Raw genomic sequence first — 20,560 nt, 5'->3', positions numbered from 1 at the left:
AGTGGTCACCATCCGCCAACCGCGTCCCCAACCTCACAGGTCGACATGGCCAGGGCAACCCGGTGGGCGGACAGACGCTGCCGCACGGGCCGTCCCGCGGGGTCTCGTCCGATGGTTGTCATCCGGCAGGTCGGGAGGGGACGGGGGACAGGGAGGCAGAAGGTGGATGAAGCCCACCTCGGTGAAGAGATCCAGGAGGCACTGCAGGAGCGCCTTCGCCGATCTGGTGTACGGCGTGTCGCGGGCCGCCCCGCGATCCGTTCCGTCTCCGCCGCCGTGGTCCTCGGGGGGTGGCTGCCAGGGGCCTGCGTGTGTGCTCATGCCACCGCTCCGGTCGGGGGAGAGGGGGGCTGGAGTGTGGACGAGGCCCGGACGAAGTCCGCCAGGCGGTCGATGCCGGTACGGATCTCATCGCGAGTCAGGGAACTGAAGCCGAGTCGGATGCGCCACCCTGAGCTGCACTGGGGCGGCACGCCGGCCGAGCGCACTTCGGCCGGGATCATGGAGCACGCTATCGCTCACCTGTGCGACTCCGCCGCGATCGTCGACCCACGTACCGAACCTCTGTCGCTGGTGGATGCCCGGACCAACCTCGACGGCTCGCCGGGCACCCGGGTGCCGCACTTGTGGCTGGAACGGGACGGACACCGACTCTCTACGGTGGAACTGACGGCCGGTCCGTTCACGCTGCTCGCGGGGCGGGACGGCGACGTGTGGGCCCGGGCGGCGCGGGCGGCCGGGAGGGAGACCGGAATCCCGGTCACCGCTGTCACGCTCGGCTCGGATCCGGAGCTGCGCGTCGCCGAGGGGCGCTGGGAGCACGCCGCCGGTATCACCGAGATGGGGGCGCTGCTGGTCCGGCCGGACGGGCAGGTCGCCCGGCGGTGCGCGGGGGTCGCGTCCGATCACGAGCGGCGCATGGAGTGGGTGCTGCGGCGGATCCTCGACCGCTGAGCGCCTCTCCGGTACATGGCTGAGGCCCGTACACCACGGGGGATGGTGGTGGTACGGGCCTCAGCCAGGTCTGTGTACCCGGTGCGGGCGATCCCCGTTCAGGCCGGGGCCGGCGCCGCCCCCGTTCCCGCCTCCGCGCGGCGTCGGCGGGCTTCCAGGCAGACCAGGATCAGTGACGGGACCAGGACGGCGGCCGTGATGGCGGTGATCCACCAGTGGGTGTGGGCGACGGCGGACGCGCTTCCGGCTGGGGTGTGAGGGCCCGCGGCGATGCGGTGCGCCGGCAGCGCAGTGAGAACCGAGGTGCCGCAGGAGCCGCCGATCCGCTGGAACATGTTGAAGATCGGCATGGCATGCGGGATCTGGCTCTTGGGCACCATGACCAGGCCTGTGGCCAGCGCCGGTGTGGTGGTGAGGCCGATGCCGCAGCCCCGTACGAATTGGACGGCGGAGAGCCACCAGTAGCTGTCGTGCTCGCTGACCACTGCCAGCGGAATCGTTCCGACGATGGTGACGACCAGACCGGTCAGGATCACCCGGGCACCGCCGATCCGGTCGGTGAACCAACCGGCCAGCGGCAGCGCGGCCACCGTACCCAGCGCCAGGGGAGCGGTCAGCAGGCCCGTGTCCACCAGGGACTCGTGCCGGGCCTGGAGGTAGTACTCCGGCAGCACGATCATCGCTCCGAACAGGGCCACGCCCATGCAGAAGATCACGACCGCGGCAGAGGAGAACGCGGCGTCCTTGAACAGCCGCAGATTGAGTAGCGGGGTGCGGGCGCGCAGGGCATGCAGGGTGAACCCGGTCAGCAGCAGGGCGCCGACGATCACCAGGACCAGCGGGAGCGCGCCCGTCGAGCCGCCGCCCTCACCCAGCCGGGAGATGCCGAACACCAGCGCGGGCAGCCCCGTCATGACCATCGCCAGCCCGGGCCAGTCCATCGGCAGCACCTGCCGCTCCGCCTTCCGCGGCAGCCGACGCAATCCGGTGGCCAGGCTGATCACTGCGCCCGCCCGGTCCGCCCCGCGCCGGTCACCGGGCGGGATCGCCCTGGCCGACTCGGTGATCGGCGAGGCCACGACACCGCGGGCCCTGGTACGTGCGGTCAACGAGCAGGGACGAGCGAGCGCTCCGTGACGTCCGTCCTCGAGGGACCTCCTCGGGCTCTCCCTGGGACAGCCAGCTCTGCCCGACGGACTTCCCACGGACGTCCCGCTGCGTGAACAGGGAAGGCCCTGACCGCTCCGAACGGGGTGAAGGAGCAGGTCAGGGCGCAATCCTCAGCACTCGATGATGTTCACCGCCAGCCCGCCCCGCGCCGTCTCCTTGTACTTCACGCTCATGTCCGCGCCGGTCTCCTTCATGGTCTTGATGACCTTGTCCAGGGAGACCTTGTGGCTGCCGTCGCCGCGCAGCGCCATCTTCGCGGCTGTGACGGCCTTGACCGCGGCCATGCCGTTGCGTTCGATGCACGGGATCTGGACGAGGCCGCCGACCGGGTCGCAGGTCAGGCCGAGATTGTGCTCCATGCCGATCTCGGCGGCGTTCTCGACCTGCTCGGGGGTGCCGCCGAGGACCTCGGCGAGGGCGCCCGCGGCCATGGAGCAGGCGGAGCCGACCTCGCCCTGGCAGCCGACCTCGGCGCCGGAGATGGAGGCGTTCTCCTTGAACAGCATGCCGATGGCTCCGGCGGCCAGCAGGAAGCGGACGACGCCGTCCTCCTTCTCCGCCTCGGTGGCGCCGCCGGCCGCGAAGTTCATGTAGTAGTGCAGCACGGCCGGGATGATTCCGGCGGCGCCGTTGGTGGGCGCGGTGACGACCCGGCCGCCCGCGGCGTTCTCCTCGTTGACCGCCATCGCGTAGAGGGTGATCCACTCCATCGCGTGGGCCTGCGGGTCGCCCTCGGCGCGCAGCTGGCGGGCGGTGGTCGCGGCGCGGCGGCGGACCTTGAGGCCGCCGGGCAGGATGCCCTCGCGGGACATGCCGCGCGCGACGCACGCCCGCATGACGTGCCAGATGTCGAGCAGGCCCGAGCGGATCTCGTCCTCGGTGCGCCATGCCTTCTCGTTCTCCAGCATCAGCGAGGAGATGGACAGGCCGGTCTCGCGGGACAGCCGCAGCAGTTCGTCACCGGTGCGGAAGGGGTGCTTCAGCACGGTGTCGTCGAGGACGATCCGGTCCGCGCCGACCGCGTCCTCGTCCACGACGAAGCCGCCGCCGACCGAGTAGTACGTCTTCTCCAGCAGCGTCGCGCCGTCACGGTCGAAGGCGAGGATCGTCATGCCGTTGGCGTGGTAGGGGAGGGCCTTGCGGCGGTGCAGGACCAGCTGCTCGTCGGCGTCGAAGTCGATCTCGTGCATGCCGAGCAGGTTGATCCGGCCGGTGGCGCGGATGTGCTCGACCCGCTCGTCGGCACTCTCCACGTCGACGGTACGGGGCGACTCGCCCTCCAGGCCGAGCAGGACGGCCTTGGGGGTGCCGTGGCCGTGGCCGGTCGCGCCGAGCGAGCCGTACAGCTCCGCCCGTACCGAGGCGGTGTGGGCGATCAGCCCCTCGTTCTTCAGCCGGCGCGCGAACATACGGGCGGCGCGCATCGGGCCGACCGTATGGGAGCTGGACGGGCCGATGCCGATCGAGAACAGGTCGAAGACCGAGATGGCCACGGGTACTCCTCAGGGTTGGTAGACACCGTTGTCTGCCGGGTGGTGCGCGTACGGGCCGGTCGGCCCGGAGAGCAGGGGACAAGGGATGGGGCACCGCGCTCACTGTCCCAGTGTGCGCGGTGCCCCACCCCGAGAGCCGCGGACCGTGTTCCGGACTGTTCCGGTACGGCCCGAGCCCGGCCTACGACAGGCCGGGGTACAGCGGGAACTTCTCGGCCAGCGCGACGACACGGGCCTTCAGGGCGTCGGCGTCGTACGACGGCTTCAGCGCGGCGGCGATGATCTCCGCCACCTCGGTGAAGTCCTCGGCACCGAAGCCGCGGGTGGCCAGGGCGGGCGTGCCGATCCGCAGACCCGAGGTGACCATCGGCGGGCGCGGGTCGTTCGGGACGGCGTTCCGGTTGACGGTGATACCGATCTCGTGCAGCCGGTCCTCGGCCTGCTGGCCGTCCAGCTCGGAGTCGCGCAGGTCGACGAGGACCAGGTGGACGTCCGTGCCGCCGGACAGCACGGAGACACCGGCCTCGGTGACGTCCGGCTGGACCAGGCGCTCGGCGAGGATGCGGGCACCCTCCAGCGTGCGCTGCTGGCGCTCCTTGAACTCCTCGGTCGCCGCGACCTTGAACGAGACCGCCTTGGCCGCGATCACGTGCTCCAGCGGACCGCCCTGCTGACCCGGGAAGACCGCCGAGTTGATCTTCTTGGCCAGCTCCTGCGTCGACAGGATGACGCCGCCGCGCGGACCGCCGAGGGTCTTGTGCGTGGTGGTCGTGACGACATGGGCGTGCGGCACCGGGTTGGGGTGCAGGCCCGCCGCCACCAGCCCGGCGAAGTGCGCCATGTCGACCATCAGGTACGCGCCGACCTCGTCCGCGATCCGGCGGAAGGCGGGGAAGTCCAGCTGACGGGGGTAGGCGGACCAGCCGGCGACGATCAGCTTCGGCTTGGTCTCCTTGGCCAGACGCTCGACCTCGGCCATGTCCACGACGCCGGTCTCGTCGACGTGGTACGGGACCACGTTGTAGAGCTTGCCGGAGAAGTTGATCTTCATGCCGTGGGTCAGGTGACCGCCGTGGGCCAGGTTCAGACCCATGATCGTGTCGCCCGGCTTCAGCAGCGCGAACATCGCGGCGGCGTTGGCCTGCGCCCCCGAGTGCGGCTGGACGTTCGCGGCCTCGGCGCCGAACAGCGCCTTGATCCGGTCGATGGCGATCTGCTCGACGACGTCGACGTGCTCGCAGCCGCCGTAGTAGCGGCGGCCCGGGTAGCCCTCGGCGTACTTGTTGGTGAGGACGGAGCCCTGGGCCTCCATCACCGCGACCGGAGCGAAGTTCTCCGACGCGATCATCTCGAGGGTGGACTGCTGGCGGCGGAGCTCGGCGTCGACGGCGGCGGCGACGTCCGGGTCCAGCTCGTGGAGGGAGGAGTTGAGAAGCGACATCAAGTGGTCCCTTGGGGTCTCAGTTGCCGGAGAACTCGGTGTACTCGTCGGCGGAGAGCAGGTCCTTCGGCTCCTCCGCGACACGTACCTTGAACAGCCAGCCGCCTTCGAAGGGAGCGGAGTTCACCAGCGAGGGGTCGTCCACGACGTCCTGGTTCGCGGCGGTGACCTCGCCGGTCACCGGCGAGTACAGGTCGCTCACCGACTTGGTCGACTCCAGCTCGCCGCAGGTCTCGCCCGCGGTCACCGTGTCGCCGACCGCGGGGAGCTGCGCGTAGACGACGTCACCGAGCGCGTTGGCGGCGAACTCGGTGATGCCGATCGTGGCGACACCGTCCTCGGCGGTCGACAGCCACTCGTGTTCCTTGCTGTAACGCAGCTGCTGGGGGTTGCTCATGACCTGAATTCTCCTGTACGCGGGGGAGTGCTGATGAACGGTGGTCTTACGGTATGAGACGCGATTGCGTCACTTTCGGGGCACGCGGGTGCCGGACGCGGCGCCGACACCTCTTCCGGCGCCCCGGCCGGGCGTCACTTGCGGCGCTTGTAGAACGGCAGCGCCACGACCTCGTACGGCTCGTGGTTGCCCCGGATGTCCACCCCGACACCCTCGGTGCCGGGCGTGGCGTACGCGGCGTCCACGTACGCGATGGCGATCGGCTTGCCGAGGGTGGGCGACGGGGCGCCCGAGGTCACCTCGCCGACGACCTCGCCGCCGACGACCACGGAGTAGCCGGCGCGCGGCACCCGGCGGCCCGCGGCGACCAGCCCGGCGAGCTTGCGGGGCGGGGCGGTCTCGGCGCGCTCGGCGGCGGCCTCCAGGGCCTCGCGGCCGACGAAGTCGCCCTCCTTCTCGAACTTCACGACCCGGCCGAGACCGGCGTCGAACGGGGTCAGCGCGGTGGTCAGCTCATGGCCGTAGAGCGGCATGCCCGCCTCCAGGCGCAGTGTGTCGCGGCAGGAGAGCCCGCACGGGACCAGGCCGTGCGGGGCGCCCGCCTCGGTGAGGGCCTTCCACAGCCCCTCGGCGTGCTCGGGCGCGACGAACAGCTCGAAGCCGTCCTCGCCGGTGTAGCCCGTACGGGCGATCAGCGCGGGGACACCGGCGACCGTGCCCGGCAGCCCGGCGTAGTACTTCAGACCGTCCAGGTCGGCATCGGTGACCGAGGAAAGGATGGCGACGGAGGCGGGCCCCTGGACGGCGAGCAGCGCGTACGCGTCGCGGTCGTCGCGCACCTCGGTGTCGAAGCCCTCGGCCCGGGCGGTGAGCGCGTCCAGCACGATCTGGGCGTTGCCCGCGTTGGCGACGACCAGATACTCGGGGGCCGCGGCCTCTCCCAGCCGGTAGACGATCAGGTCGTCGAGGATGCCGCCGTCCTCGGCGCAGATCATCGTGTAGCGGGCGCGGCCGACGGCGACGGTGCCGATGTTGCCGACCAGCGCGAAGTTCAGGAAGTCCGCGGCCTCGGGGCCGGTGACGGTGATCTCGCCCATGTGCGACAGGTCGAAGAGACCGGCCTTGGTACGGACCGCGTTGTGCTCGTCGCGCTCGCTGGCGTACCGCAGCGGCATGTCCCAGCCCGCGAAGTCGGTCATGGTCGCGCCCAGTGAACGGTGCAGGGCATCGAGGGCAGTACGGCGGGGTGCGGTGCTCATGGTGTGGCTCCCGGGGCATGACGGCGAGGACGATCCCTCCCCATCTGTCATCGGAACCTGAGAGGTTCGCCGAAACCCCCCGAAGGGTCCGGTTCGGCTTGCACCTTGGGTGGGGCCGCAGGGCGGCCCGCTTTTCAGATCTGCCTCATCCGCGCGGTACGGGGCCTGAGAGATTCAAGGGAGGAACTTGCTCCTTCGGCGCCCGGCCCATGCAATGACCGGAACTCTCCCGCGCGGATTCAAACGGCCGTTATGCAGTTGGCCGGGCCATCATCGCACGCATCGCGCCGGAGTGGGGCCCCGGTCCCGGGGGCAGTTCAACGGCGTGGACGGTTGCCCCGCATTACCACTTCTTTACACTTCGGCCATGGGCGGACATCCGACAGGGGGAGGGCGATGACGTCAAGGCGGTACGCGACGACCGCGGGGGCCGCGCACGACGCGATGCCCGCGCAGGCCGGAGCCCCGGCCGGGGAGGCGCCGGGCCGTCCCGCACCGCTCGTGCGCGACCTGCGGCGGCGCGGCGGGCACGCCCCGCGCGGCCTGCGCTTCGCGGCGGGCGACGTGGTGGTGGTCTCCGGGCTGCCCGGCAGCGGCAAATCCACCCTCATCCGGCGGACGGCCACGGTCCGCACCATCGATTCGCAGGACACCCGGGACCGCTGGGCGCGGATGCTGCCGCGCCTGCTCCCGTACGCCCTCTACCGCCCCCTCGTCCGCCTCGCCCACTACGCGGGGCTGCGGCGGGCGCTGCGCTCCGGCGAGTCCGTCGTCGTGCACGACTGCGGAACGCAGACCTGGGTACGCCGCTGGCTGGCCCGTGACGCGCGGCGCCGGGGCCGCGACCTCCACCTGCTCCTGCTCGACGTCACGCCGCGGACCGCCCGGGAGGGACAGCGGGAACGCGGCCGGGGCGTCTCCGGGTACGCGTTCGCCCGGCACCGCAGGGCGGTCGGCCGGCTGCTCCGGGACGCCGAGGCGGGGCTGCTGCCGTCCGGCTGCGGCTCGGCCGTGCTCCTGGACCGGGAGGCGGCGGGGCTGCTGGACCGCATCACGTTCACGGGGGCGCGGCTCGGGCCCGGGTAGCCGCTCGGGTTGACCGGGGCGCGGCCCGGGGGCGGGCGGCCGCCGGGCCGGGCGTCGATGCCCGGGGGGAGTGTCGGGGGGCGGGCTCGTGCCGCCCCGCGACTCCGCCCGCCGCGTTGTCGTCGTTCCTCGACGCACCGCGCCGCCCGCTCCGCCTCGCGGGTGAAGCCGCACGAGGACACTCCCTGATCCACCCCGGTCGCCCCCAGGCCGTAACCTTCTGCCGGAAGGCTCGGGCAGAAGCTCGGGAAAGAAGGGGAAGCAGTGGACATTCCGGCGCAGGTCCAGTCCCATCCGCAGAGCGGATGGCCGGCCAACGAGCTCGAAGAGGTGCTGATGGCCTCGGTGGGAGCGGCGGAGGCCGGCGGGCGCCTCGTCGAGGTGCTCGGGCGCAGCCACGTATGGGTGCCGCTCCCCAACGGCGGCGGCCCCGACTCCCCGGAACTCGACCTGCCGACGCTGGAGATCGACGGAGCCGCGTTCGTCCCCGTCTTCAGCTCCGAACAGCAGTTTCTCGGCTGTGTCGGCGACCGGATGTCCTACACCGTCGCCCCCGCCGTCGAATTCGCCCGCGGCCTGCCCCCGCAGCTCGGCATGGCCGTGAACCCCGGCGGCGCGGTCGGGATGCCGCTGCCGCCGCCCGCCGTGGCCGAGCTCTGCCGTACCGGACGCACCCCGCTGGACGGACCGGCCACCGGAGGCCGGGTCCGCCTGTACGAACCGGACTGGCAGGAGGAACCCGTCGACTTCCTCGCCGCCGCCGCCGGGGAGTTCGAGGAGAGCGGCGTGGTGCTCACCGCCCGCCGCACGCTGGCCAGCATCGAGGGCGACGACCCCGTCCTCTTCGTCGGTGTCGAGTTCGCCGCCTGGGACGAGGCCGCGCGCGATGCCCCGATGGACGCGCTGGGCCGCGCGCTCGGTCGCGTGGCGGTGCCCTGGCCGGTCAACCTGGTTCTGCTCGACGTGGCGCAGGACCCGGTCGGGGACTGGATGCGGGAGCGGATCCGTCCGTTCTACCAGCGCGCGCAGCGGTAGGCCCGGTCGTCGAGCCGCCGCCCGCCGTGCGACGCCCGGCTCGCACACACGTGGGGCGGCGAACGCCAGTCCGAGGCGTCAAGTCGGTGTCAGGACCGGCACCTAAGCTGGTTTCATGGCGGGTGTCACGGCATCATGCCGCGCCCGTGTGCCCCGGGAGCGGCGGGCCGGCACAGTGGATCGAAGAGGGGCGGGACCAGGTGAGTGCGTCAGGCACCGCGGCGGCCGGGCAGGTCGAGCACATGCTGCGCCAAGTGACGCCCGGGCGCTACGACGCGTACGAGGCGCTGCTCCAGGCCCTCGCGCACGACCGGATCTGGATGCTTCTCTGGAACGGCCGGGCGGGTTCGCCCGACGCCCAGTACGGAAACATGGAGATCGACGGTCTCGGGTACGCCCCCTGCGTGACCTCCGCCCAGGAGCTCTCGGCCAGCGGCTGGACCCGGGCCCATGAAGTGGTCACCGGCCTCGACATCGCCCGCGCCCTGTTCCCCGACCGCTGGGGCATCTGGCTCAACCCGCACGCCCCGGGCGGCGGCGTCGGCATCCCCTGGCTGGACCTGCGCCGGATCGCCACCGGCCTCGACCGGATGCCCGCCGGCCCGCTCCGGCTCACCGAACCGGCCATCGAGATCCCGCAGTTCTACGCCCTGCTCGCGCAGAACGCCCACCGCACCCCCGCGATCCGCTCGCTGCGCCGCGCCTGGGTGCAGCCCGCGCTCGGCACGGCGTACCTCGCCATCGGCCTCGACCTGTACGACACGAGCCGGCCCTCCGTCGACGCGGTGCGCGCGATGATGGGGCAGTCGGTCGCCGCGGTCCCGGAGGGGCTGCCCGTCTCCACCGTCGCGATGTCCGACGAGTACGACCCGGTCGCGATGTGGCTGCGCGTCAACTCCCGCCCGTTCTACGACCGCGAGGCCCACGCCCCGGCGCCCGGCTACGGCTACCCGCCGGGCGCGGGCGCGTACTGACACCGCTTCCCCCGGGCGCGTGCGCCGTGGCGTGCGATGCGCGGAAGCCGTCCCGCGCTCCCGCGCCCCGCGACGCGTCGGCTCCTCCCTCGCACCGGCGCACGATCGTTCGACCGGGATGTCCGGAACATGCCACACATGCCCTTCGTGTCGCACATCTCCGTTCGGAAGCCGTCTGGTGGCGAAAGCGAAGAGTATGCGAGTCATCGCCACGTTGAGCATCAACTGACCTGTGTTCGACGGGCGTTCGCGTGCGTCCGGATAACGGATCGCGTCGGTCCGCATCACGGTTAGGCATCCATTCGCCTGTCGGTATGGCTAGCGCGCGCGGCTGCGATGAAGACTCCCGCAGCAAGGGCGTCTTGCCGCCTCCGCGTACGACTTGACTGATCCGTGCCGCCACAGCGGCCAGTTCGGCCCGGCCACCGCCGGTTGAGAGGGGTCCTTGCCACGATGACGGCACCACTGCACGAGCCGACCACGGAGACGGATCCGAACGCGACCGGTGGGCCCGCGGCCGGCTCCGGGGCCAAGAAGGTCGAGGGACGTTCCCTCAAGCAGATCGCCTGGCACCGCCTCAAGCAGGACAAGGTCGCTCTGACGGGTGGCATCGTCGTCCTCTTCCTGATCGCGGTGGCGGTCTTCGCGCCGCTGATCGTCTCCCTGCTGGGGCACCCGCCGAACGACTTCCACCAGGACAAGCTCGACCCGCTGACCAACCTGCCCACCGGCTCCCTCGGCGGCATCAGCAGCGACTTCCTCTTCGGGGTCGAGCCCAACAAGGGACGGGACGTCTTCAGCCGGATCGTCTACGGCGCCCGCATCTCGTTGCTCGTGGCGTTCCTGGCGGCCCTGGTCGCCGTGGCCCTCGGCACGCTCTTCGGTATCGTCGCCGGCTACTTCGGCGGCTGGATCGACGCCGTGATCAGCCGGGTGATGGACGTGCTGCTCTCCTTCCCGCAGCTGCTCTTCATCATCTCCCTGGTCTCGGTCCTCCCCGACGACCTGCTCGGTCTCACCGGCAGCGGGGTGCGCATCGCCGTACTCGTCGCCGTCATCGGCTTCTTCGGCTGGCCGTACGTGGGCCGCATCGTCCGGGGGCAGACGCTCTCGCTGCGCGAACGCGAGTACGTGGAGGCCGCGCGGAGCCTCGGTGGCGGGCGCGGGCACATCCTCTTCCGTGAACTGCTGCCGAACCTGGTGGCGCCGATCACCGTCTACGCGACGCTCATGATCCCCACCAACATCCTCACCGAAGCGGCCCTCAGCTTCCTCGGTGCCGGTGTCCGGCCGCCCACGGCCTCCTGGGGCGGCATGCTGCGCGACGCCCTGGAGACGTACGAGCACGACCCGATGTTCATGGTCTTTCCCGGCGTGACGATCTTCATCACCGTACTGGCCTTCAACCTCTTCGGGGACGGGCTGCGCGACGCCCTGGATCCCAAGGGGACCCGATGACCAACGACTTGCCCCTGCCGCACCGTCAGGTGGCTTCTCCCATGGTTCTCCGGCATGCAACGGCCTGGGACCGCGATCTCGGAGGTTGCGAGAAAATGTCCACAGTTTCCTCGAAACGACGGCTCACCGCTGGTGCGGCCCTCGTGGTCGCGGCGCTGATGACCACCACGGCGTGCGGCGGCAGCGGCGACGACGGCGACGGTGGCAGCGCGAAGGGCGCGGGCTTCAACGCGGCGTTCAACAAGGTCGCCAACCCGTCCACCAAAAAGGGCGGGACGCTCAGGATGGTCGGCAAGCAGGACCTGGACTCGGCCGACCCGCAGCGTGCCTACTACGGCATGGCCTGGGACTTCATGCGCTTCTACACCCGCCAGCTGGTCACGTACGACACCAAGCCGGGTGTCGCCTCGACCAAGCTGGTCGGTGACCTCGCCACCGGCCCCGCCGAGATCACGGACGGCGGCAAGACCTACACGTACAAGCTGCGTGAGGGCGTGACCTGGGAGGACGGCTCCAAGCTGACGTCCAAGGACGTCAAGTACGGCATCGAGCGCATCTGGGCGACGGACACCATCACCGGCGGTCCGCAGTACCTGAAGCAGGCGCTGGACCCGAAGGGCGAGTACAAGGGCCCGTACAAGGACTCGTCGCCGGACAAGCTCGGCCTGAAGGCGATCGAGACGCCCGACGACAACACCATCATCTTCAAACTGCCCAAGCCCAACGGTGACTTCGAGCAGTTCCTGGCCATGCCGTCCGGCACGCCCGTGAAGGCGTCCCAGGACACCAAGGCCAAGTACACCCAGCGGCCGTTCTCCTCCGGCCCGTACAAGTTCGAGTCGTACAAGCCGAACAAGGGCATCGTGCTCGTCCGCAACGACAAGTGGCAGAAGTCGTCGGACCCGGTGCGCGCCGCGCTCCCCGACAAGATCACCGTGACGATCTCCGCCAACCTGGAGGAGAACGACAAGAAGCTGATGGACGGCGACTACGACGTCGACCTCAACGGCACCGGCATGACCCAGTCCGGCCGCGTCACCGCCATCCAGAAGCACAAGGACAGCGTCGACAACATGCAGACGTCGTTCGTCCGCTACGTCGCCCTGGTCCACGCCGCGAAGCCGTTCGACGACGTCCACTGCCGCAAGGCGGTCTTCTACGCCACGGACTTCGCCGCCATCCAGCAGGTGCGCGGCGGCGAGATCTCCGGTGGCGCGATCGCCAACAGCGCCCTCCCGGCGTCCATCAAGGGCCACAGCGACTACGACCCGTACGGCGTGCTCGCCCGCAAGGGCAAGCCGGACCTGGCCAAGGCCAAGGACGAGCTGAAGCAGTGCGGCCAGCCGAACGGCTTCTCCACCAAGCTCACCGCCCGCAACAACAACCCGGGCGAGGTCGACGCCGCCGAGGCGCTCCAGGCGCAGCTCGGCAAGGTCGGCATCAAGGTCTCGGTCGACCCGATCAACGGTGCCGAGACGTCCAGCATCACCGGTTCGCCCGCCGTCGTGAAGCAGCGCGGCTACGGCATGACCATGAGCGGCTGGGGCCCCGACTTCCCGTCCGGGCAGGGCTTCGGCCAGCCGCTGTGGGACAGCCGGTACCTCTCGGAGACCGGCAACTACAACGAGTCGCAGATCAAGGACCCGCAGATCGACAAGCTCTTCGACCAGGCGATCGCGGAGACCGACGCGGACAAGGCCGGTGAGATCTACGGCCAGATCGACAAGCGGATCCTCGACCAGGCCGACTGGATGCCCTTCATCTACGAGAAGAACATCACCTGGCGCGGCAACCGACTGACGAACGTCTACATGTCCGACGCCTACAACGGCCGTTACGACTACGTCTCGCTCGGCGTCGTCAAGTAGTAGCTGACGGCGGCGGCAACAGCAGCCGCCGCCGGCAACAGCAACAGCGGCCGACCCCGTCGGCCGCCCCACCGCCGCCGAAACCCGCCAGTCCGAAGGGCAGGTGATGGCCGGGGCGGTGGCCGGGAACCCCACGAGGGATCCCGGCCACCGCCGGGCCGCGCACAGTGCTTGCTTATCTCATCCGGCGCCTGTTCGCCGTAGTCATCATGGTGCTCGTCGTACTGCTCGCGACCTTCACCATCTTCTTCATGCTGCCCAAGTGGGCGGGTCAGGACGTCGCAGTCCTCTTCGCCGGCAAGGCCACCGGTGCCGAGCAGCTCGCGGGCATCCGGATCAAACTGGGGCTCGACGAGCCCCTCCTCGTCCAGTTCTGGGACTTCGTCAAGGGCATCCCGATGGGGCGCGACTACGCGAACGGTGACGACGTCACCCACTGCGCCGCCCCCTGCTTCGGGTACTCCTTCCGCACCGAGGTGCCGGTCTGGACCACCCTCAAGGACGCCCTGCCCGTCACCGGCGCGCTCGCCGCGGGCGCCTGCGTGCTGTGGCTCGTCGGCGGTGTCGCCACCGGTGTCGTGTCCGCGCTCAAGCGCGGCACCATCTGGGACCGGGCCGCGATGACCACCGCCCTCGGCGGCGTCTCCCTGCCGATCTTCTTCACCGGCATGGTCGCCATGGGCCTCTTCGTGCACACCCTCGGGTGGGTGCACATCGCCGACAACCTCTCCACGGACGACGGTATCGACGTCTGGTTCCAGACCCTGATCCTGCCGTGGATCGTGCTCGCCTTCCTGAACGCCGCGATGTACGCCCGCCTCACCCGGGCCACCATGCTCGACGTGCTGGGCGAGGACTACATCCGCACCGCCCGCGCCAAGGGCCTGGGCGAGGGCACCGTCATCACCCGGCACGCCCTGCGTTCCGCGATGACGCCGATCCTCACCGTCTTCGGTCTCGACATCGGCGTGCTCCTCGGTGGCGCGGTCCTCACCGAGTCCACGTTCAACCTGCCGGGTCTGGGTCTCGCGGCCGTCCAGGCCATCAGCGACAAGGACCTCCCGGTGATCCTCGGCGTCACTCTGTTCGCGGCGCTCGCCATCGCCGTCGCCAACCTCCTCGTCGACATCATGTACGCCGTCATCGACCCGCGAGTGAGGCTGGGATGACCGAACTGCACAAGAGCGGTGCCGCGCTGGGCGAACCCGTCGCGGACTCGCCCGCCCCCACCGCCTTCCTGGACGTGCGCGATCTGAAGGTGCACTTCCCGACCGACGACGGTCTCGTCAAGTCCGTGGACGGGCTCAGCTTCACGCTGGAGAAGGGCAAGACCCTCGGCATCGTGGGCGAGTCCGGCTCCGGCAAGTCCGTCACCTCGCTCGGGATCATGGGCCTGCACACCGCCGGCCAGTACGGCAAGCGCAAGGCCCGCCTCTCGGGCGAGATCTGGCTGGACGGCAAGGAACTGCTGTCCGCCGACCCCGACGAGGTCCGCAGGCTGCGCGGTCGCGACATGGCCATGATCTTCCAGGACCCGCTGTCGGCGCTGCACCCGTACTACACGATCGGCAAGCAGATCGTGGAGGCCTACCGGGTCCACCACGACGTGGACAAGAAGACCGCCCGCAGGCGCGCGATCGAGATGCTCGACCGGGTCGGCATCCCGCAGCCCGACAAGCGCGTGGACAGCTACCCGCACGAGTTCTCCGGCGGGATGCGCCAGCGCGCGATGATCGCGATGTCACTGGTCAACAACCCCGAGCTGCTGATCGCCGACGAGCCGACGACCGCGCTGGACGTCACCGTCCAGGCGCAGATCCTCGACCTGATCCGCGACCTGCAGAAGGAGTTCGGCTCCGCGGTCATCGTCATCACCCACGACCTGGGCGTGGTGGCCGAGCTGGCCGACGACATCCTCGTGATGTACGGCGGGCGCTGCGTCGAGCGCGGACCGGCCGAGAAGGTGTTCTACGAACCCCGCCACCCCTACACCTGGGGGCTGCTGGGCTCGATGCCGCGCCTGGACCGCGACCAGACCGACCGGCTCATCCCGGTCAAGGGCTCCCCGCCGTCGCTCATCAACATCCCGTCGGGCTGCGCCTTCAACCCGCGCTGCCCGTACGCGGACGTGCCCGAGGGCGACGTGACCCGCACCGTACGGCCCGAGCTGCGCGAGGTCGGCGGCCGGCACTGGGCGGCCTGCCACATGTCGCAGGAGCAGCGGGAGCGGATCTGGACCGAAGAGATTGCGCCCAAGCTGTGAGCGAGGACAAGGCCGTGACGAGCGAGGACAAGGGCATGGCGAGCGGGGGCGAGGACGTGGCGAACGCGGGCAGGGACACGGAGGTGCCCGGGAAGCGGGCCGCCGGGAACGGGGCGAGTGCCGAGAAGGGCTCCGCCTCCCGCGAGGTGCTGCTGAGGACGACCGGCCTGCAGAAGCACTTCCCCATCAAGAAGGGGATGCTGCAGCGCACCGTCGGCGCCGTGAAGGCGGTCGACGGGATCGACTTCGAGGTGCACGCGGGCGAGACCCTGGGCGTCGTCGGGGAGTCGGGCTGCGGCAAGTCGACGATGGGCCGACTGATCACCCGGCTGCTCGAACCGACCGCGGGGAAGATCGAGTTCGAGGGGCAGGACATCACGCACCTCGGCGTCGGCGCCATGCGCCCGATGCGCCGCGACATGCAGATGATCTTCCAGGACCCGTACTCGTCGCTGAACCCCCGGCACACCATCGGCACGATCGTGGGCGCCCCCTTCAAGCTCCAGGGCGTGACGCCCGAGGGCGGTGTGAAGAAGGAGGTTCAGCGGCTGCTGGAGGTCGTGGGCCTCAACCCCGAGCACTACAACCGCTACCCGCACGAGTTCTCCGGCGGCCAGCGTCAGCGCATCGGGATCGCCCGCGCGCTCGCGCTCAAGCCCAAGCTCGTCGTGGCGGACGAGCCGGTGTCGGCGCTGGACGTCTCCATCCAGGCGCAGGTCGTGAACCTGCTCGACGACCTCCAGGCCGAGCTGGGCCTGACGTACGTGATCATCGCCCACGACCTCTCGGTCGTCCGGCACGTCTCGGACCGGATCGCGGTGATGTACCTCGGCAAGATCGTGGAGCTGGCCGACCGGGACTCGCTCTACAAGGCGCCGATGCACCCGTACACCAAGGCGCTGCTGTCCGCGGTCCCGATCCCGGACCCGAAGCGCCGGGCGGCCAAGAGCGAGCGCATCCTGCTGAAGGGCGACGTGCCGTCGCCGATCTCGCCGCCCAGCGGATGCCGCTTCCACACCCGCTGCTGGAAGGCGACGGAGACCTGCCGGACGCAGGAACCGCTGCTGGTCGCCCTGAGGACCGGGCACCAGGTCGCCTGCCACCACCCGGAGAACGCGGCGGACCAGGTGCCGGGGGAGACGGTGACGGAGGGGGCGCGCGAGGCGGTCGAGATCGTCTCGATCCAGAAGGCGGAGGCCGACGGCGGCACGGCGGAGGAGTCCGCGGCGGAGGAGCCGACGGCCGGGTCCGCGACGGAGGAAGCGGCGGAGGAGCCGACCGGGGGCTCGGCCGCGGAGGGGCCCGCCGAGGGACCGTCGTCCGGTGCCGCCGCCGGAGGAACGTCGTCCGATACGCCGGAGGCCGGCCCCAAGGAGTAGTACCGGCACAATTGCCCGGTGCTCAACGAACTGTTCACGCCCTCCATCCAGCACGCGCTCGACATCGCCGGGATCTTCGTCTTCGCGATCTCGGGCGCGCTGCTCGCCGTGCGCAAGAACTTCGATGTCTTCGGCATCGCGGTGCTCGCAGAGGTGACCGCGCTGGGCGGAGGGCTGTTCCGTGACATCGTCATCGGCGCGGTGCCGCCCGCGGCGTTCACGGACCTCGGCTACTTCACCACCCCGCTCCTCGCCGCGGTGCTGGTGTTCTTCCTGCATCCGCACGTCGAGCGGATCCAGGTGGCGGTCAACGTCTTCGACGCCGCGGGCCTCGGACTGTTCTGCGTCACCGGCACGGTCAAGGCGTACGGGTACGGGCTCGGCCTGACCGCGTCGGCGGCGCTCGGGGTGGCCACCGCGGTGGGCGGCGGTGTACTCCGCGACGTCCTGGCCAACGAGGTGCCGTCCCTGCTGCGCTGGGACCGGGACCTGTACGCGGTGCCCGCGATCGTCGGCGCCGCGATCATCGTCCTGTGCATCCGTTTCGACGCGCTCAGCGCGCTCACCAGCGGCGTCGCGGTGATCGCGGCGTTCGTGCTGCGGCTGCTCGCGATGCGCTTCCACTGGCGCGCCCCGCGCGCGTACAACCGGCGGTCGTCGACGGCCGAGGAGGGTTCCGCGGCCATGTGACGCGGTCGCCCCGTTCTTCCCATACGACAAAGCTACCGCTTAGTAACGCTGTCGGTGTACGGTGCATCGCATGGCACAAGCAGCAGAACGAGCGGCGCGAACCACTCCGGCGACCGCGACCATCGGTGACAGCGAGTTCGACCGCGACACGGCCGTCGTCCGTCGCGAGGAAGGCGTCTACGACGCCGAGCTCTCCGCCGGATGGACGATCATCCACGCGGTCAACGGCGGCTATCTGCTGGCCATGCTCGGCCGCGCGCTCGGCGACGCCCTGCCCCACCCGGACCCCTTCTCGATCTCCGCCCACTACCTCACCGCCTCCGTCCCGGGCCCCGCGGTGATCCGTACGCAGACGGCCCGTACCGGCCGCACCCTCTCGACCGGGCAGGCGTCCCTCTTCCAGTACGCGCAGGACGGCACCGAGACCGAGCGCATCCGCGTCATCGCCACCTACGGCGATCTGGACACGCTGAGCGAAGAGGTGCGCACCTCGGCGAAGCCGCCGGCCATCCCGCCCGTGGCGCACTGCCTCGGCCCCGAAAACGGCCCGGCCCCCATCCCCGGCAGCTCCGCCATCGCCGACCGGATCGACATCAAGCTCGACCCGGCGACGGTCGGGTGGGCGGTCGGAGCCCCCTCCGGAAAGGGCGAGATGCGCGGCTGGTTCGGCCTCGCGGACGGTCGCGACCCCGATCCGCTCTCCCTCCTGCTCACCGTCGACGCGCTGCCGCCCACCGCGTTCGAGCTGGGCCTCAAGGGCTGGACGCCGACCGTCGAACTCACCACCCACATCCGCTGCCGGCCCGCCCCCGGCCCGCTGCGGGTCTCCATCACCACCCGCAACCTCGCGGGCGGCTTCCTGGAGGAGGACGCGGACGTCTGGGACAGTGCGGACCGCCTGGTCGCCCAGTCCCGTCAGCTGGCCCGGGCGCCGCGCGGGTAGCGGGCGTCGGGCGGGTGGCGGGCGTCGGGAGCGTAGGGGCCCGCTCGAACGGCGGTGTCCGGGCCGAGGCCGGTTCATTCGATTCCGGCCGGGCCGGAGCCGCTCGGGCCGGTTCGGTGATCCGGCGCATTCGGCCGCAATACGGGGCCCCGAACGGTGATGCAGGTCACACTGGTATGTGTCACATCGCGCGGGCCGTCTCCGTCAGGGAGGTGTAACGACCTGGGGAGCGATAGGGAGCCCGCTCCCTATCGCTCCCCAGGTCGTAACCGCCAACAACGGCAAGGAGTGCGCCATGGAAGCTCGCTTGAACGTCTTCACCAACCCGGTCGCGGCCAAGGTCCTGAAGCACCTCGTCTCGGCGGACAAGCCGGTCGCGGACTCGTCGCTGCCTGCCGCGACGCGTGAACTTGTGCTGCTCCGCGCCAGCCAGATCAACGGCTGCGGCTTCTGCGTCGACATGCACAGCAAGGACGCCGTGCACTCCGGGGAGACCTGGGAGCGGCTCAACCTGGTCGCGGCCTGGCGCGAGGCCACGGTGTTCACCGACGCCGAGCGCGCCGCGCTGGAACTCGCGGAGCAGGGCACCCGTATCGCCGACGCGGCCGGTGGCGTCAGCGACGAGGTCTGGGCCAATGCCGCCAAGTACTACGACGAGGAGCAGCTCGGTGCCCTGGTGTCGCTCATCGCCGTCATCAACGCCTTCAACCGCGTGAACGTCATCACCCAGCAGCCCGCGGGCGACTACCAGCCGGGTCAGTTCGGCTGACCCGCACGCTCCGGACGGCCGCGGACGACGGGGGAGGTACGCGGGGCGGGCGGCCGGACGAGCCGGCCGGTGCGCGGGTGCCGGGCAGCGATGCGCCGTGCGTACGCCCCGCCGCGCACGGGCGGGCGGACTCGTAGAATCGGGCCCACCATGGCTTACCTCGACCACGCCGCGACCACGCCGATGCTTCCCGAAGTGATCGCCGCGATGACCGCCCAGCTCGCCGCCACCGGTAACGCGTCCTCGCTGCACGCCGCGGGGCGCCGGGCCCGTCGTACCGTCGAGGAGTCGAGAGAGATCCTCGCCGACGCGCTCGGCGCACGCCCCAGCGAAGTGGTCTTCACCTCCGGTGGCACCGAGGCCGACAACCTCGCGGTGAAGGGCCTGTACTGGGCCCGCCGCGACGCCGACCCCCGCCGCACCCGGGTGCTGGCCAGCCCGGTCGAGCACCACGCGGTGCTGGACGCCGTCCACTGGCTCGCCGAGCACGAGGGCGCGAACGTCGAGTACCTCCCCGTCGACCGGTACGGCCGCGTCCACGCCGACGCGCTGCGCGAGGCGGTCCTCCGCGACCCCGACGACATCGCCCTGATCACCGTCATGTGGGCCAACAACGAGATCGGCACGATCATGCCGGTACGCGAACTGGCGGAGGTGGCCCGTGAGTTCGGCGTACCCATGCATGCCGACGCGGTGCAGGCGTTCGGACAGCTGGATGTCGACTTCGCCCGCTCCGGCCTGGCCGCGATGACGGTCAGCGCGCACAAGATCGGCGGCCCGTTCGGCGTCGGCGCGCTGCTGCTCGGACGTGAGTACACCCCCGTGCCCGTACTGCACGGCGGCGGCCAGGAACGGCACGTCCGCTCGGGCACCCTCGACACCCCCGCCATCGCCGCCTTCGCCCTCGCGGGGCACCTGGCCGCCGACCGCCGCGAGGAGTTCGCCCCCGAGATCGGCGAGCTCCGTGACGCCCTCGTCGCGGCGGTGCGGGCGGCCGTGCCCGACGCCGTACTCGGCGGGGACCCGGCCCCGGGCGGCCGGCTCCCGGCCAACGCCCACTTCACCTTCCCCGGCTGCGAGGGCGACTCCCTGCTCCTGCTGCTGGACGCCCAGGGCATCGAGTGCTCCACCGGTTCCGCGTGCACCGCGGGCATCGCCCAGCCCAGCCACGTCCTGCTGGCCACCGGCACCGCCCCGGACCTGGCCCGGGGCACCCTGCGCTTCTCGCTCGGCCACACGTCCACGAAGCAGGACGTCGACGAGGTGGCCCGCGCCATCGGCCCGGCGGTCGAGCGGGCACGCATGGCGGGACTCTTCTGACACGGCGGGACTCGTCCGAGCCGACGCGGAGCACGGCGGGGTCCGGCCGGAGCAGCGCATG

At 70.9% G+C, this 20,560-nt stretch carries 18 protein-coding genes and 1 riboswitch; of the genes, 13 read left to right on the top strand and 5 right to left on the bottom strand.

Translation table 11 applies throughout. From position 1 onward, the window contains the following. Positions 1-441: 441 nt before the first annotated feature. Complete coding sequence (locus ACFYXM_RS10260; protein WP_389288528.1) at positions 442-954, top strand: hypothetical protein; 513 nt, start codon at positions 442-444, stop codon at positions 952-954. Positions 955-1,052: 98 nt separating this feature from the next. On the opposite strand, the gene ACFYXM_RS10255 is transcribed toward ACFYXM_RS10260, so the two are convergent. From ACFYXM_RS10255 to gcvT, 5 genes are all read right to left on the bottom strand, one after another. Next, complete coding sequence (locus ACFYXM_RS10255; protein WP_389288527.1) at positions 1,053-2,063, bottom strand: MFS transporter; 1,011 nt, start codon at positions 2,061-2,063, stop codon at positions 1,053-1,055. 171 nt (positions 2,064-2,234) lie between these two features. Beyond that, entirely contained in the window at positions 2,235-3,617 is a 1,383-nt protein-coding gene (locus ACFYXM_RS10250; protein WP_073784635.1) for an L-serine ammonia-lyase, read from the bottom strand. A gap of 181 nt (positions 3,618-3,798) precedes the next feature. Then, positions 3,799-5,058 (bottom strand): serine hydroxymethyltransferase, encoded by a 1,260-nt coding sequence (gene glyA / locus ACFYXM_RS10245; protein ID WP_389288526.1) that lies wholly within the window; start codon positions 5,056-5,058, stop codon positions 3,799-3,801. A gap of 19 nt (positions 5,059-5,077) precedes the next feature. Then, complete coding sequence (gene gcvH, locus ACFYXM_RS10240) at positions 5,078-5,455, bottom strand: glycine cleavage system protein GcvH (protein ID WP_389288525.1); 378 nt, start codon at positions 5,453-5,455, stop codon at positions 5,078-5,080. Between the two features lie 134 nt (positions 5,456-5,589). After that, positions 5,590-6,714: a glycine cleavage system aminomethyltransferase GcvT gene (gene gcvT, locus ACFYXM_RS10235; protein ID WP_389288524.1), complete on the bottom strand. Its 1,125-nt coding sequence runs from the start codon at positions 6,712-6,714 to the stop codon at positions 5,590-5,592. A gap of 144 nt (positions 6,715-6,858) precedes the next feature. Beyond that, positions 6,859-6,956, bottom strand: a riboswitch (glycine riboswitch). A 154-nt stretch (positions 6,957-7,110) separates the two neighbouring features. Between gcvT and ACFYXM_RS10230 the strand changes: the two genes are divergently transcribed. From ACFYXM_RS10230 to ACFYXM_RS10175, 12 genes are all read left to right on the top strand, one after another. Then, positions 7,111-7,800, top strand: coding sequence for an AAA family ATPase (locus ACFYXM_RS10230; protein ID WP_389288523.1), 690 nt, complete (start codon positions 7,111-7,113; stop codon positions 7,798-7,800). A 264-nt stretch (positions 7,801-8,064) separates the two neighbouring features. Further along, a complete protein-coding gene (locus tag ACFYXM_RS10225; RefSeq protein ID WP_389288522.1) occupies positions 8,065-8,835 on the top strand; it encodes an enhanced serine sensitivity protein SseB in 771 nt (256 codons plus the stop codon). A 200-nt stretch (positions 8,836-9,035) separates the two neighbouring features. Then, positions 9,036-9,809, top strand: a complete 774-nt coding sequence (locus tag ACFYXM_RS10220; RefSeq protein WP_389288521.1) for an enhanced serine sensitivity protein SseB C-terminal domain-containing protein — start codon at positions 9,036-9,038, stop codon at positions 9,807-9,809. A gap of 453 nt (positions 9,810-10,262) precedes the next feature. Then, positions 10,263-11,267 carry an ABC transporter permease gene (locus ACFYXM_RS10215; protein WP_389288520.1) on the top strand — a complete coding sequence of 335 codons (1,005 nt, stop codon included), beginning with the start codon at positions 10,263-10,265 and terminating at the stop codon, positions 11,265-11,267. Between the two features lie 95 nt (positions 11,268-11,362). Beyond that, positions 11,363-13,135, top strand: a complete 1,773-nt coding sequence (locus tag ACFYXM_RS10210; protein WP_389288519.1) for an ABC transporter substrate-binding protein — start codon at positions 11,363-11,365, stop codon at positions 13,133-13,135. 167 nt (positions 13,136-13,302) lie between these two features. Beyond that, positions 13,303-14,304 (top strand): ABC transporter permease, encoded by a 1,002-nt coding sequence (locus ACFYXM_RS10205; RefSeq protein WP_389288518.1) that lies wholly within the window; start codon positions 13,303-13,305, stop codon positions 14,302-14,304. Continuing rightward, complete coding sequence (locus ACFYXM_RS10200; RefSeq protein ID WP_073784655.1) at positions 14,301-15,398, top strand: ABC transporter ATP-binding protein; 1,098 nt, start codon at positions 14,301-14,303, stop codon at positions 15,396-15,398. The genes ACFYXM_RS10205 and ACFYXM_RS10200 overlap by 4 nt, the downstream gene beginning before the upstream one ends. 35 nt (positions 15,399-15,433) lie before the next feature. Continuing rightward, positions 15,434-16,777: an ABC transporter ATP-binding protein gene (locus tag ACFYXM_RS10195; protein ID WP_389288559.1), complete on the top strand. Its 1,344-nt coding sequence runs from the start codon at positions 15,434-15,436 to the stop codon at positions 16,775-16,777. Positions 16,778-16,795: 18 nt separating this feature from the next. After that, positions 16,796-17,467 (top strand): trimeric intracellular cation channel family protein, encoded by a 672-nt coding sequence (locus ACFYXM_RS10190; RefSeq protein ID WP_389288517.1) that lies wholly within the window; start codon positions 16,796-16,798, stop codon positions 17,465-17,467. 70 nt (positions 17,468-17,537) lie between these two features. Next, positions 17,538-18,410 carry a thioesterase family protein gene (locus tag ACFYXM_RS10185; protein WP_389288516.1) on the top strand — a complete coding sequence of 291 codons (873 nt, stop codon included), beginning with the start codon at positions 17,538-17,540 and terminating at the stop codon, positions 18,408-18,410. A gap of 295 nt (positions 18,411-18,705) precedes the next feature. Continuing rightward, on the top strand, positions 18,706-19,179 hold the full coding sequence (locus tag ACFYXM_RS10180; RefSeq protein ID WP_389288515.1) for a carboxymuconolactone decarboxylase family protein: 474 nt from the start codon (positions 18,706-18,708) through the stop codon (positions 19,177-19,179). A 150-nt stretch (positions 19,180-19,329) separates the two neighbouring features. Beyond that, on the top strand, positions 19,330-20,499 hold the full coding sequence (locus ACFYXM_RS10175) for a cysteine desulfurase family protein (protein ID WP_389288514.1): 1,170 nt from the start codon (positions 19,330-19,332) through the stop codon (positions 20,497-20,499). Positions 20,500-20,560: the final 61 nt, after the last annotated feature.

This window comes from Streptomyces sp. NPDC002476 (assembly GCF_042889785.1).
GTDB lineage: Bacteria > Actinomycetota > Actinomycetes > Streptomycetales > Streptomycetaceae > Streptomyces.
The sequence above is the reverse complement of the archived record's forward strand: the minus strand, read 5'-3'. Positions and strand labels throughout refer to the sequence as shown.